The organism is Aegicerativicinus sediminis, assembly GCF_015476115.1.
Taxonomy (GTDB): Bacteria; Bacteroidota; Bacteroidia; order Flavobacteriales; family Flavobacteriaceae; genus Aegicerativicinus; species Aegicerativicinus sediminis.
Genome location: NZ_CP064295.1, coordinates 3952128 through 3965959, shown reverse-complemented (window position 1 = coordinate 3965959; position 13832 = coordinate 3952128). Strand labels below are relative to the sequence as shown.

Sequence of the window (13832 nt, the reverse complement as noted above, 5' to 3'; positions counted from 1 at the left end):
TAATTTAAATTTGCAACTCAGACGGGTTCTTTATGAGTCAAAAAGTACTGCTAAATTCTAAGGAATTAAATATAATACTACATCGGTTAGCCTGTCAACTAATTGAAAATCATAACGACTTTAAAAATACTGCCTTAATTGGTCTTCAACCTCGGGGGAAGTTTTTGGCTAAACGACTGGCTAAGATACTTACCGAGAACTATAAGATTAAAAATTTAACTCTTGGTTATTTAGACATCACTTTTTTTAGAGATGATTTTAGGAGAGGTGAGAAGCCACTTTCTGCAAATGCCACAGAAATTGATTTTATAGTAGAAGACAAGACAGTTGTTTTTATAGATGATGTATTATATACTGGTAGAAGTGTAAGATCTGCCTTAACGGCCATACAATCATTTGGACGACCACATGAAATTGAACTTTTAACCTTGATCGATAGGAGGTTTAGTAGGCATTTGCCGATACAGCCAAATTATAGGGGTAGACAGGTAGACGCCATTAATGAAGAAAAGGTAATCGTTCATTGGGCTGAAAACGATGGTGAAGATGCTGTTTATTTGGTGAGTAGATAATGAATACAATAAACATAATATAAAGATGAGTGAATTAAGCGTTAACCACCTTCTCGGAATAAAATACATAACGCCTAAAGACATTGAACTTATCTTTGAAACTGCTGATTTTTTTAAGGAGGTTATCAATCGACCTATTAAAAAGGTTCCTTCTCTAAGGGATATTACTATTGCTAATCTTTTTTTTGAAAATTCAACAAGGACCAAGTTATCTTTTGAATTGGCAGAAAAGCGGTTGTCAGCTGATGTAATAAATTTTTCTGCCTCTCAGTCCTCGGTTAAGAAGGGAGAAACCTTAGTAGATACTGTTAACAATATCCTTTCCATGAAGGTGGATATGGTTGTTATGAGGCATCCAAACCCAGGTGCAGGTGTATTTCTTTCTCAACACGTTAATGCAAGCATTGTTAATGCCGGCGATGGAGCGCATGAACATCCAACACAGGCCTTATTGGACTCTTATTCAATAAGAGAAAGATTAGGTGGTGTAGAAGGTAAAAAGGTTGTTATTGTAGGGGATGTTCTTCATAGCAGGGTTGCCCTATCAAATATTTTTGCCTTACATAAACAAGGAGCAGAGGTGATGGTATGTGGGCCAAAAACATTACTTCCTAAATATATTCATACCTTAGGGGTTAAGGTTGAACATAACTTGAGAAAGGCCCTTGAATGGTGTGATGTTGCCAATATGCTGCGAATTCAAAATGAACGTATGGATATGAGTTATTTTCCGTCTGTGCGGGAATATAAGCTCCAATACGGGGTTGATAAAAAATTATTGGATTCGCTGGATAAAGAAATTATTATTATGCACCCTGGCCCAATAAACAGGGGGGTAGAGATTACGAGTGACGTTGCAGATTCCAAACAGGCTATTATTTTAGACCAAGTACAAAATGGAGTAGCGGTGCGGATGGCTGTAATATATCTTTTGGCTTCAAAAATTAAACATTAGTTTATGATTCTAGATAAAGATGGTAATATCACTATAATTACCCAAGAACAGAAATCTATTCCTGTTTTAATCGATAAGATTACTTCCTCCTATAATAAATTTCAAAACGACAATATTGTAATTAATCTCACAGTTTGGAGTGAGGTTACAATAAGTGATATTTTGGAATTTCTCCAGATTTCTAACCAACATCGTAAAAAGAAACTTTCTTTTGTTATTGTAACCGATAAGGCAAATCTTAATGAAATGCCAGATGAAATTATCGTTGTTCCTACAATGCACGAAGCTTACGACATTATTGAAATGGAGGAGATGGAGCGCGATCTCGATTTTTGATATTCAACCCAATTAATATCAAACAAAATACCGCATGAATTTAACAATTTTGGGATGTCATAGTGCTACTCCAAGAGTTGATACGAATCCGACCGCCCAAATTTTGGAGATAAGAAATCATAACTTCCTTATCGATTGTGGAGAAGGTACCCAAGTTCAGCTCCGTAATAATCGAATAAAATTCAGTAGGATTAAACATATTTTTATAAGTCACTTGCACGGCGACCATTATTTTGGTTTAATTGGCTTATTATCTACTTTTCAACTTCTTGGCCGACAACAGGAGCTGCATATTTATGGACCTAAGGGCTTGCGTGAAATTATTGAACTTCAATTGAAATTATCAAATTCATATTCAACGTTTGATTTGGTATTTCATGAACTCACCTCTGTAAACTCTGAAATTATTTTAGATGATGAGCAAGTTACTGTACGCACTATACCTTTAAACCATAGAATTTATACCAATGGATTTTTGTTTTCTGAAAAACCTGGGGAGCGTATACTTCTTCCGGAGGAGGCAAAAAAAGCAAAGGTGGATGTGGCTTATTATAGAAAATTAAAGCAAGGGTTCGATGTAATTAATGAAGATGGTATTTTGGTAAAAAATGATGAAGTCACTTTAGCTTCTAAATCACCTAAAAGTTATGCGTACTGCAGTGATACGTTTTTTGATGAATCCATCGTTCCGATAATTAAGAATTCAACAGTTTTATATCATGAATCCACTTTTTTAGATAAACACGAACGATTAGCTGAACCGACAGGTCACTCAACCGCAAAGCACGCAGCTTATATAGCTAAAATGGCTGATGTTAGATTATTGATCCTTGGTCACTTCTCTACAAGGTATGACGATTTAAATTTATTTAGGGAAGAAGCTGAAACCATTTTCAGGCCTATTGAATTGGCGGCTGATGGTAAAAAATTTACATTTGAATAATTCAATAATTACAATATGACTGAAGATTTAAGTAACTATAGAAAGTCTTATGACAAATTTGAACTAAATGAATCGGATGTCGATAATAATCCTTTCAAGCAATTTCAGAAATGGTTTCGTGAAATTGATAATATTTTCCCGGAGGTAGAGGCAAACGCAATGACCTTAAGCACAATTGGCACAGATGGTTTTCCTAAAGGTAGAGTTGTCTTATTGAAAAGTATTAATAAGGAAGGATTTATATTCTATACAAATTATAATAGCAGTAAAGGCCAGGATATTGAATTGAACCCAAATGTTGGTCTTTCATTTTTTTGGGATAAGGCGGAACGCCAAATAATAATTAAAGGAACGGCTGAGAAAATAGACCCTGAATTGAGTGAAGCTTATTTCCAGTCCCGACCTAGGGAAAGTAGGCTAGGGGCATGGGCATCTAACCAGAGTGAGGTTATTGAAAATGCCCAAGTGCTAGTTGAAAATATGAAGTCTCTTGAAGATCGATTTTCAGATAGCCATATTCCCAGACCAGAACATTGGGGGGGCTATATTGTAAAGCCGATTGAATTCGAGTTTTGGCAGGGAAGACCAAGTAGGCTTCATGACAGGATACGTTATTGTAAAAACTCAAAAGACAATTGGATTATAGAGCGACTTGCCCCATAAGTCCTTCCTTGGACGTTTAACGGTAAAATTTTTCCGATGATACGCTCATTTTTGTGAAATAATTGTGTATTTCATCGATGTTCTACAAATTAAACCGACAAAATACATGTTTTTCATCGATTTTAACATTTTATTAACATTCAGACTGACGTAGGATTTTAATTTTACTACACCAAATCGAAATTAACCTACTATGAAATCAGCTAAATGCCTTCTAGCTTTGGTATTTTGCGTAATGTTGACCACCTTTTCATGTTCAACGGAAGATCTGCCCCAAGATGATCTTAACGCACTTACCCTACCAGCCCCTCCGCCCCCAAAGGTAATTGAGGTTGAAATTTTAGAACTTATAAATGAGTATAGAATCTCAAAAGATCTTTCTCCTTTAAAGAATTTAGATGTAATTAAATCGGTTGCTTTTACCCATACCGATTACATGGTTGAGAAAAATGAAGTTTCGCATCATAATTTCTTCCAGCGCAAAAATAGTTTAGTTAATTATGCCAAGGCCACCTCTGTTTCTGAAAATGTTGCCTACGCCTACAGTACGGCACAGGCAGTGGTAAATGCTTGGATTAATAGTGATGGTCACCGGGTAAATATTGAAGGTGATTTTACAGATTTCGATATTTCAGCAGAACAAAACGAAGATGGTAAATGGTATTATACCAACATCTTCATAAAACGAGAATAAAAGATATATTCATAATAGCCTGAATATAGTTGATTAATAGTTATTTTTTGGAGTGAAGCCGCTGGTCAGAGCGGCTTTTCTTGTTTATAAACCTTTCCCTTTCATCTTTTTACAGATTGACGACTTGGTAATTAAATGGTAAAACGTTTTTTAAATCTTATTAATCTCTATTTTATTATTTAAAATTCAATCTTATCAATAATTATGCGTTCAGTATTGAAAAATTTAGTATATCTACAAATTAGATTGTATTAACTCCTTAGGAAATAAAATTCTACCCATTAAGTGGTATGCAAACTTCCATTTCCTATTGATGAGCATTCCTTCATCTCCTTGAAAAAAACAATTATAAGGAGGATATAAAGAAGGTTCGAGCTTAATCACTTTTAAATATTGACAATCTTACCTAATTCTGTATTATCTAATTAGAGTTACTTAGATTTCATTAAGATTAATTATTTAAACCCCCTTAAAGGAAGCATTTTAAGTCATTTTAAAAGCTTTTTGAATATTCGATATCATTAGACTTACAACTAAAAAAAGCAGGCCTAAATGGCCTGCTTCTTCAATCTAAGTTTATTGAGTTGAGCAAATTATTTTTCTACTATTATAAAGTAGGAACGTCTATTAAGTTGGTGTTCTTCTTTTGAACATTTTACTCCATTAGAACAACCATTCAACAATTGAGTTTCTCCATAACCGATGGCACTGATAATTCTATCTTGCTCAATTCCACGAGATAGGATATAATCCATGGTTGATTTGGCGCGACGATCAGATAACTTCATGTTATAACGGTCGCTACCTCTACTATCGGTATGAGATTCAATTTTGATTTTCATGGTTGGATGTGCTCTCATTACATCCACAATATTTTCCAGTTCGTATTCTGCATCTGTTCTAATATTCCATTTGTCGAAATCAAAGAAAATAGGATTGATTACAATTTGGTCTTCTATGATTAATGGCTCTAGGTAAAGATCAATTTCATGAACTTTTTCAGAATCATCATCTGTAGTTAATTCTTTCATATCGTCCTTATAATCTTCTTTGCTTCCAAGAATCGTATATTTCTTATTACAATCTACTTCTAACTCATATTCTCCATTCTGATTGGATGTTGTTTCAGCTACAATCTTACCTGTTTCATCGATAAGCTTAACTGTAACTCCTGGAAGTATTTCATTTGTTCTCTTATCTCTAGTAACACCTTTAACAAGTTGCTGACATTCATAAGCTGTGAAACTGTAAATATCATCATTTCCTCTACCTCCTGGTCTATTAGAAGACAGATAACCCCTTCCTTCTCCAGTAATTATATATGCGAAATCATCATATCCACTATTATAAGGAGCTCCCATATTTTCCGGTTCTCCGTCTTCACCTTTTAGAATATTAGATTTAAAAATGTCTAACAAACCAAGATTTAAGTGTCCATCTGATGAAAAGTAAAGAGTACTGTCTTTGTCAATAAAAGGGAACATCTCTCTACCCTCAGTATTTACTTTATCACCAAGATTCATTGGTTCACCATAGGTGCCATCCTCATTGATGGCAACAGAATAAATATCTGTACCTCCAATACCACCTTCCCTGTCTGAGACAAAGTAAAGTGTTTTGTTGTCTGGACTTAATGCTGGATGGCCATTTGAAAATTTCTCGCTATTGAAAGGAAGGTCCTTAATATCAGTCCACATAGTGTCTTTTAGAGTGGCACTATATATTTTTAGATGCGAGGTTCCCTTTCTATCATATCCCAATCTATTTTTACCGGTCATGTTGTCTCTAGTAAAATACATGGTTTTACCATCGTTGGACACAGTTACTGTTGCTTCATGATATTTGGTGTTGATTTTTGTAGCGTTGATAAAATCGATTTCACCGAATTTTAATTCGCCATCTTCCTCTGAAACAGAAGTTTGATATAAATCAAGGAAAGGTTCCTTATTCCATCCATATAGTTTCTCACTATTATCTGGTTTTGCAGAGGCAAATATCAATTTATCATTTAAATGATAAGCACCGAAGTCTGAGTTCGCTGTGTTGAAAGGCAGATTAAGTAATTTGACAATCATATTATCTGGTTCTTTCAAATCTTCATATTTGTCTAGATTACTCGCTTGGTAATCTTCTAAGCGATCGTCATCAGACTGCATTTCCATATATTTCCTGGTCCATTCGTCAGCTTCAGCGTACTGCCCAATACTTTTTAAGGATTGGATGTATTTAAACATGTATTCTGGACCTATGTCTTTGTGTTTATTAGCCGCAGCTCCGTACCATTTTACGGCTTGCTGGGATTCTGAATTGTTATAGTAACAATCTCCAAGTCTGGTTAACACATGTAAGCTGCTATCACCTTTTTTTACGGCTTCCTCATAGAGCTCGCTCGCCTTGATATAGCCGTAGTTTTTGAAAAACTTATCAGCCAACTTCGTTTGGGCGATCATAGCTGTTGAGCCCAGAGCAAATAATAATATAAATAGTTTTGTTCTCATCGTGATCTGGTTTTTTAGAAGTATCGTGGCGATTTAATTCGGTTACTTTTGAATAATTCAAACATCAATAGTATCTCATGTGTCCCATTGGTGTAAGGTCTTAGGTCTGAAATTGGATATTCATAGGCATAACCAATTCGTAATTGTTTAGAAATTTGGAAATCTGCAATTCCACCAAGAGCACCTGCTCGTTCGTTAAAACGGTAACCTGCTCCAAGCCAAAACACTTCATTGAATAAGAAATTGGCAGTTAAATCAAAGGATAATGGAGCTCCGTTGGTCATTTTTAACATAGTAGCCGGTTTAAACTTGACAGATTCGCCAAGATCGAATACAAGACCACCGGTAAAATAATAACTCACACGTTCAAGAGCTTCAAAACCATCCTCTCCACTATAATCTGTATTTAATAATCGTGGTGCGGACAAACCAAGGTACCAACGATTACTATGCCAGAATATACCGGTTCCGATATTTGGCTTCCAGCGATCTTCATAACCATAAATTAATGGATCATCCGGATGTTGGGCTATAAATTCACCATCTAAACTGTAACTCGTGAATCCAGCCTTTAACCCAAACGCGAGTTTTGTGTTATCTCCAGTATTAATGGTGTATGAAAAATCTCCATATAAATATTGGAAATTCTGGGCACCTAACTCGTCGTTTATAAAGGAGAATCCTAAACCTACCTTCTCAGAGGCACCTACTGGGGTGTGAATTGATAAGGTTTGGGTTGTTGGTGCTCCTGCAAGACCGACCCATTGACTACGATGTAATCCTACAATACTTAAGGTTTCTCTACTCCCTGCATAGGCTGGGTTTATAGAAATAGTATTGTACATATACTGTGTGAACTGCGGTAATTGTTGGGCAAAACTCGCGGTACTACTAAGCAGTATAAAAGCGACAATTATGTTAAACTTAAACAATTTCATAGGTTAAAATTTATTTGGTTGCAATGTAGATTGGGCCTGTAAAAGGTGGTAATCCACTGTTTCTTAAGTTTATTATATAATAATACGTTCCTGTTGGCACCTTGTTTGCACCGCCTACTGAGGCATCAGAAGATTCACCACTCCAGGTATTATCGTAATTATTACTGTCGAAAATCATGGCACCCCATCTGTTGAAAATCTTCAAATCGATGGTAAATCCGCAATTTTCAATTCCAGTAATGGTAAAGAAATCATTCACGTTATCTCCATTAGGGGTAACAGCTGTAGAGATAATAGGATCATTACATTCTAATACGATACACTGGTTTACAGTTAAACTGAAGATGTAAACTGTTGGGCATCCTCCAGTAGGACTGTCAACTTCATAGTTAATGATATAATCACCTTCAGCAACACCTTCCGGATCTACTACGCTTCCATTAAGTGTTATGTCTCCATCAACAACCGTCCATGTGCCATCCGTTGGAACATCATTTCCTAAAAGAGTAGATAAATCAAACGCTTCGGTACTTTCATCATTACATAATTGTTGCTGTATATTAACGGTTGTTGGAGTATTATCAACTGTAATTACTTGTGTATATAAAGCTTCATTATTACATTCATCTGATACAGTCCAGGTTCTGGTAATTGTATAAGTATTTTGTGACTCATCACCAATCACCTCATTAAAGACGACTTCAACATTATCACTGCAATTATCAGTGAAAACTAGCGCATCTACGCCTGGTATACTGCTACAGTTTACAGAGATTGATTCTTCAAAATCTCCATCAATAACAGGAGCAGTACTATCTTGAATGGTTATTGTTTGTTCCTTTACAGTTGAATTATTACAACTATCAGTTACTTCCCAACTTCTAGTTATAACATAGGATCCTGGGCAATCACCATTTATTACAACATCGGAATATGTTGGTTGTAAATCTGTTGAACAATTATCTGTAATATTTGATGGAGCACCAGTTAATTCTAGGTCATTAACATCATCTGTACATTCGATGGTTACACTAGCTGGAACTTCAAATTCAGGGCCAGTATTATCTTGAACCGAAATTGTTTGAACTGCTGTAGTTACATTTCCACATTCATCAATCAATGTCCAAGTTCTTGTAATTGTATTTATTACGGGGCATGTTCCTTCTACTGAAACATCAGAATATGTTGCTTCAAGATCTGATGAACAATTATCAGCCTCATCGGTTACATCACCTGTAAGACTTAAATCATTTTCATCATCTCCACAATCAATAGTTACGCTTTCTGGCACTGTGAAAGTTGGAGGAGTTTCATCCTGAATCATTATGGTCTGTCCCATTTCGGTTGTATTACCGCATTCATCTGTTACTGCCCATGTTCTTGTGATTGACATAGTATTTGGGCAGTCTCCTGGGACAATAACATCTACATAAGTTGCCTCTAATCCAGTTGAGCAATTGTCATTTATATCTGTTGCTTCACCGGTTATAGACAAATCAGTATAATCTTGATCACATTCTAAAGTGATGTTTTCTGGTACTGTAAATGTTGGACCTGTTTTGTCTTCAATGGTAATTGTTTGTACTGCTGTAGTGGTATTTCCACATTCATCAGTTAATGACCAAGTTCTAGATACAACCACATTATTTGGGCAATCTCCTTGGGAAACTGAATCTGTATAAGTTGCATCTAAATTTGTAGAACAATTATCAGCCTCGTCGGTTACATCTCCAGTTATTGAAAGGTCATTGTAATCCGCATCACAATCGAAAGTTAAACTAACCGGAACTGTGAAAGTTGGAGGTGTTTTATCTTCAATAGTGATGGTTTGAACCGCAGATGTTGTGTTGCCACATTCATCAACTAAAGTCCAAGTTCTAGAAACGACTACACTATTCGGGCAATCACCTTCAGCGATTGAATCTGTATAATTAGCGTCAAGATCCGTACTACAATTGTCATTTTCATCTGTAACATCTCCTGTTAGACTCAAATCTGCATAATCATCTCCACATTCCAATGTAACACTTTCAGGGACTGTAAATGTTGGAGCTGTTGAATCCGTTACAGTTATCGATTGAACTTTCTCTGTAATATTACCACAGTCATCTGTTAATGTCCAAGTTCTTGTAATTGCCATTGAATTAGGGCAATCACCTTCTGCAACAGCATCTGTATAGGTTGCATCTAAATTAGTAGAGCAATTGTCACTTTCATCGGTTACATCTCCGGTGATAGCTAGATCGGTGTAATCTTGATTACATTCTATACTGACACTTTCAGGTACTGTAAATTCTGGGGCTGTAGTATCTTGTATAGTAATGATTTGTGTGTCTGAGCTTTCATTTCCACAATCATCAGATACAACCCAAGTTCTTGTAATTACTCTTTCACCAGCACAAGCGCCAACTTCTTCAGCGTCAGTGTAGGATGTGGTTAATTGAGTATCGCAAATATCAGCAAGGGCAGTAGGTGAACCAGTTAAGTTTAAGTCTGTTTCATCTTGTCCACATTCTAAAATTATATTGTCCGGAGCTACAAATTCGGGCGCGGTAGTATCAACAACAGTAAAAGTTGCAATACTACTAGACTGGTTTCCACACTCATCTGCGGCAGTGAACACAATTTTTACGAAAGTTGTATTTCCACACCCATCGGATGAAGCACTTACAGAAGTCGACCATGAAATATTTCCACATCCATCCTCAGCAACTGCACCACCATTGTTGGCCATCCAAGCATCAAATTCTGCGGTGTTTCCGGTTCCATCACATTCTACAATTAAATTTTCAGCCTCAGTCGTGAATTCTGGAGCAGTAGTATCATTTACACTAATGGTAGCTGTTGTAGAAACTTCATTTCCACAGCCATCCGTAGCAGTGAAGGTTACTGTTGCACTACCTGTTGAACCACAACCACCGCTTAAACCATTAAAGTCATTAGACCAGGCAATAGCAGAGCAGTCGTCCGTAGCAGTTGCACCTCCATTGGTATCTAACCAATTTTCAATTAGGCTATCGATATCACTTGAGCATTCATAAGAAATATCTGATGCTTCCCCAGTTAATGTTGGAGGAATAGAATCTTGCACAGAATAAGTTGCAGTAACCGATGTGGCATTACCACAATTATCGGTAGCAGTAAATGTCACTTCTACAGGTGCACTACAATCTGAGTTTGCACCACCGTAGTTATTTGTCCAAATTACTTCACTACAATTATCAATTGCAGTTGCGCCACCATTATTATTTAACCAGTTTTGCAACATAGTTGGGGCATCATCAATTCCACACTCAACGGTTAAATTTTGTGGTTGATTATTAATTACTGGTGCCTTAGTATCTGTAATGGTATATGTTGCACTCGTGGTTGCAGTATTACCACATCCATCAGACGCAGTAAATATTACTGTAACAGATCCAGTCTGACCACAAGCTTCATCTAATCCTTCAAAGTCATTAGACCAAGTAATGTTATCAGAACAATCATCCTCAGCAGAAGCGCCTCCATGACTAGCTAGCCATTGTGTTAAATTAGCCAAGCTATTTTCATTACATTCAACAGTTTTTCCAACAGCTTGAGCTGTAATAGTTGGTGGGGTATTATCATTTATTACAAAAACACCAATACTTTGTCTCTCGTTTCCACATTCATCTGCTACTGTGAAGATAACCTTAGTAAAGGTAGTATTGCCACAGTTTTCTGCACTTTCTTCAAATTCGTAAGACCAAATTAATTCGCTACAAGCATCTTCGGCTCTTGTTCCGCCATGATCATCTAACCAAGCTTGTAATTCATCTTGATTTCCATTTCCATTACATTCAACCTGTAAATTCCTTGCAGGTTCGGTAATAATTGGTGCTGTATCGTCTTTAATTGTAAATGTAGCAGTAGTGGTTGAGGAATTTCCACAATCATCAGTAGCTGTAAATTCTACAGTAGCTGAACCAGTCATACCACAATCATCAGACAATGCAGTAAAATTGTTCGTCCAGGTTACATCTGAGCAATTATCAGAAGCAACTGCACCACCTCTAGTGTTTAGCCATGTTTGCAGTGCTGCTGTATTTCCAAGGCCATCACATTCAACTGCAAGATCAACTGCAGGGGTTGTGATAGATGGGGGAGTAGTATCTTTTACCGTAATTGTTTGTGAAATTGAGCTTTCATTTCCACAAGCATCTACAAATGTCCATGATCTATTAATAATTTTTTCACAACCTTCGCCGTCAGAAACTACATCAACACCAGTTGCAATAATATCTCCTTGACAAGCATCGGTCGCAGTCATATTACCTGCTGCAGGAACATCTTCCATACATTCATATGAAATATCCTCCGGAGAGGTTGGCGCTACTGGAGCATCAAGGTCAACAATATTAATAGTTTGATCGTAAGTTGTAGAATTACCGCAATCGTCAGTTAAAGTCCAAGTTCTAGTGATAACACTTGCATTTGCACAAGATCCAGCAGCGGTAACATCGGAATAGGTAGCTTCAATATCTACAGAACAGTTATCATTTTCATCTGAAACATCACCAGTTATTAAAAGATCGGTTGAATCTTGATCACAACCAATTGTAATATCGACTGGAACTGTAAAGGATGGAGCGGTATTGTCCGAAACAATTATAGTTTGATCCGCAGTTGCAGACATTCCGCATTCATCAGTAATAGTGAATGTTCTAGTTATAGTTATATCGCATGTACCCGAAGCAACGTCTATATAGGTAATTGAATCTACATTTTCTTCAACATAAGTACCACCTTCAGCCATAAATTGTTCTGCTGAAATTTCGGCGGCGGTAGAAGAGTATACAAGTGTTGTTTTTCCTTCTGAGGTTACGTCTGAAGCAGAGCATCCTTCGGTTTCAAATCCTTCAGGAGCTGTAATTGTAGGAGCCGTTGAATCATTTACATTGATGGTTGTACCTTGACTAATAGAACAATTTACCTCATCAGTAACAGTAATTTCGTAATTACCACTAGGTAAATTGCTAAATACATTATTGGTCAGGACCATGCCTTCTGGAGAGGGGTTAATACTATAAGTGTAATTTCCAGAACCTCCCATTACACCACTTGCCTCAATTGAGCCTGTTGTATCTCCACCACATTCTATATGTGTAGGAGTTAAAGTTAGTCCTGTTAATACAGTATTAACTTCTATGGTGTAAGTTTGATCGTCAAAGTCACCTTTACTATCAGTTGCAGTTAAGGAGACATCATACGTCCCTGGAGTAGCATATGTGTGGGTAGGATTAGCCTCATTTGAAGTGCCACCATCCCCAAAGGTCCAAGAATAGGTATATGGATTGTTAATATCTCCACCAGTTACGTCAGCAGTAAAATCGACATTGTTGGTACCACATTCTTGTTGGTAGGTAAAATCTGTAACCAGAGGAGCATCAACTATATAACCATCAGGATCGTAATAACATTTTGAACCATTCGGGCCACAATCTGCACCGATATTGGACTGCCACGCCATGTAGAAATTTTTTAATTCCACTCTGTCGCCACAAATCCAAGAAAATTCAGTTAATTCAACTTCTATACCAATTGGAATAGATTCATTCTCATAATAACATCTTTCAACGGTTTGTTCTGTATCAACCCCATTTATCCATAAATCGTAACGGACAAAAACGGAATATCTTTGTGCATTTCCTTGCGAACCAAATGTCACATAAATTTTAACCATTTGCTCTGTACCAGGTTCGCAGGAACCAAGGTCACCGCCATTTACATCTACAAACCTAAGACCGTCTACGTGAAAGTCGTTTGCTGTACATTCATTTGTACTAAGTGTTTCAGCAGTGGAATTCAATGAGGTGTAGGCTTCAAATGAAGTTATTTCATTGGAATCTGTTTGACTGAAAACCAATCCCGGGGCGAAAAGTAGGATCAGTAGAAGGGGCAGAAAATTCATAACCCTTGTAGTAATTGTTTTCATAAGCCAAAATTTTAGTTTTGTTAGCCGGGGCTACCGGGTTTTCTCTGGAGCGACATCAGTAGGTAAATCGCTACAAAGAATTGTTGATTAATAGTTAATTTCGTTTACCGAAAAAAAAATTTAAAATTTGTTTGACCATATATCAAAGTTTTTGAAGCCCCTTGGGACGTGAATCGCTTTGAATATGCTTGGAGGGAAGAGCATTGGATACCAATGCAAGAATGGATCGATTAATATGCTTGTGATTTGGGGTCATTTACATTAATTTTATATAGCA

Annotated in this window: 9 protein-coding genes; 6 read left to right on the top strand and 3 right to left on the bottom strand. The window is 36.7% G+C overall.

Annotation, left to right across the window (positions count from 1 at the left end; translation table 11 throughout):
- The first annotated feature begins 32 nt into the window (after window positions 1-32).
- The 6 genes from pyrR to ISU00_RS17015 all read left to right on the top strand — a co-directional run bounded on the left by pyrR (window position 33) and on the right by ISU00_RS17015 (window position 4163).
- Window positions 33-572 (top strand): bifunctional pyr operon transcriptional regulator/uracil phosphoribosyltransferase PyrR, encoded by a 540-nt coding sequence (gene pyrR, locus ISU00_RS17040; protein WP_228851878.1) that lies wholly within the window; start codon window positions 33-35, stop codon window positions 570-572.
- Window positions 573-597: 25 nt separating this feature from the next.
- Window positions 598-1527, top strand: a complete 930-nt coding sequence (locus ISU00_RS17035) for an aspartate carbamoyltransferase catalytic subunit (protein ID WP_228851877.1) — start codon at window positions 598-600, stop codon at window positions 1525-1527.
- A gap of 3 nt (window positions 1528-1530) precedes the next feature.
- A complete protein-coding gene (locus ISU00_RS17030; RefSeq protein WP_228851876.1) occupies window positions 1531-1863 on the top strand; it encodes a ribonuclease Z in 333 nt (110 codons plus the stop codon).
- A gap of 34 nt (window positions 1864-1897) precedes the next feature.
- Window positions 1898-2806, top strand: a complete 909-nt coding sequence (locus ISU00_RS17025) for a ribonuclease Z (RefSeq protein ID WP_228851875.1) — start codon at window positions 1898-1900, stop codon at window positions 2804-2806.
- A gap of 15 nt (window positions 2807-2821) precedes the next feature.
- Complete coding sequence (gene pdxH / locus ISU00_RS17020; RefSeq protein WP_228851874.1) at window positions 2822-3469, top strand: pyridoxamine 5'-phosphate oxidase; 648 nt, start codon at window positions 2822-2824, stop codon at window positions 3467-3469.
- Between the two features lie 193 nt (window positions 3470-3662).
- The gene (locus ISU00_RS17015; RefSeq protein ID WP_228851873.1) at window positions 3663-4163 is read left to right on the top strand and encodes a CAP domain-containing protein; all 501 of its coding nucleotides are present in this window, start codon (window positions 3663-3665) and stop codon (window positions 4161-4163) included.
- Window positions 4164-4756: 593 nt separating this feature from the next.
- Here the strand turns inward: ISU00_RS17015 and ISU00_RS17010 are convergent.
- The 3 genes from ISU00_RS17010 to ISU00_RS17695 are packed head-to-tail and all read right to left on the bottom strand — an operon-like array spanning window position 4757 to window position 13555.
- Window positions 4757-6661, bottom strand: coding sequence for an OmpA family protein (locus ISU00_RS17010; RefSeq protein ID WP_228851872.1), 1905 nt, complete (start codon window positions 6659-6661; stop codon window positions 4757-4759).
- Between the two features lie 14 nt (window positions 6662-6675).
- Entirely contained in the window at window positions 6676-7599 is a 924-nt protein-coding gene (locus ISU00_RS17005) for a PorP/SprF family type IX secretion system membrane protein (protein ID WP_228851871.1), read from the bottom strand.
- A 10-nt stretch (window positions 7600-7609) separates the two neighbouring features.
- Entirely contained in the window at window positions 7610-13555 is a 5946-nt protein-coding gene (locus ISU00_RS17695) for an HYR-like domain-containing protein (protein WP_317174321.1), read from the bottom strand.
- Window positions 13556-13832: the final 277 nt, after the last annotated feature.

Bases quoted from the DNA above. Each gene is read 5' to 3' on its own strand.
- pyrR (WP_228851878.1), top strand. From the start codon at position 33: ATGAGTCAAAAAGTACTGCTAAATTCTAAGGAATTAAATATAATACTA.
- ISU00_RS17035 (WP_228851877.1), top strand. From the start codon at position 598: ATGAGTGAATTAAGCGTTAACCACCTTCTCGGAATAAAATACATAACG.
- ISU00_RS17030 (WP_228851876.1), top strand. From the start codon at position 1,531: ATGATTCTAGATAAAGATGGTAATATCACTATAATTACCCAAGAACAG.
- ISU00_RS17025 (WP_228851875.1), top strand. From the start codon at position 1,898: ATGAATTTAACAATTTTGGGATGTCATAGTGCTACTCCAAGAGTTGAT.
- pdxH (WP_228851874.1), top strand. From the start codon at position 2,822: ATGACTGAAGATTTAAGTAACTATAGAAAGTCTTATGACAAATTTGAA.
- ISU00_RS17015 (WP_228851873.1), top strand. From the start codon at position 3,663: ATGAAATCAGCTAAATGCCTTCTAGCTTTGGTATTTTGCGTAATGTTG.
- ISU00_RS17010 (WP_228851872.1), bottom strand. From the start codon at position 6,661: ATGAGAACAAAACTATTTATATTATTATTTGCTCTGGGCTCAACAGCT.
- ISU00_RS17005 (WP_228851871.1), bottom strand. From the start codon at position 7,599: ATGAAATTGTTTAAGTTTAACATAATTGTCGCTTTTATACTGCTTAGT.
- ISU00_RS17695 (WP_317174321.1), bottom strand. From the start codon at position 13,555: ATGAAAACAATTACTACAAGGGTTATGAATTTTCTGCCCCTTCTACTG.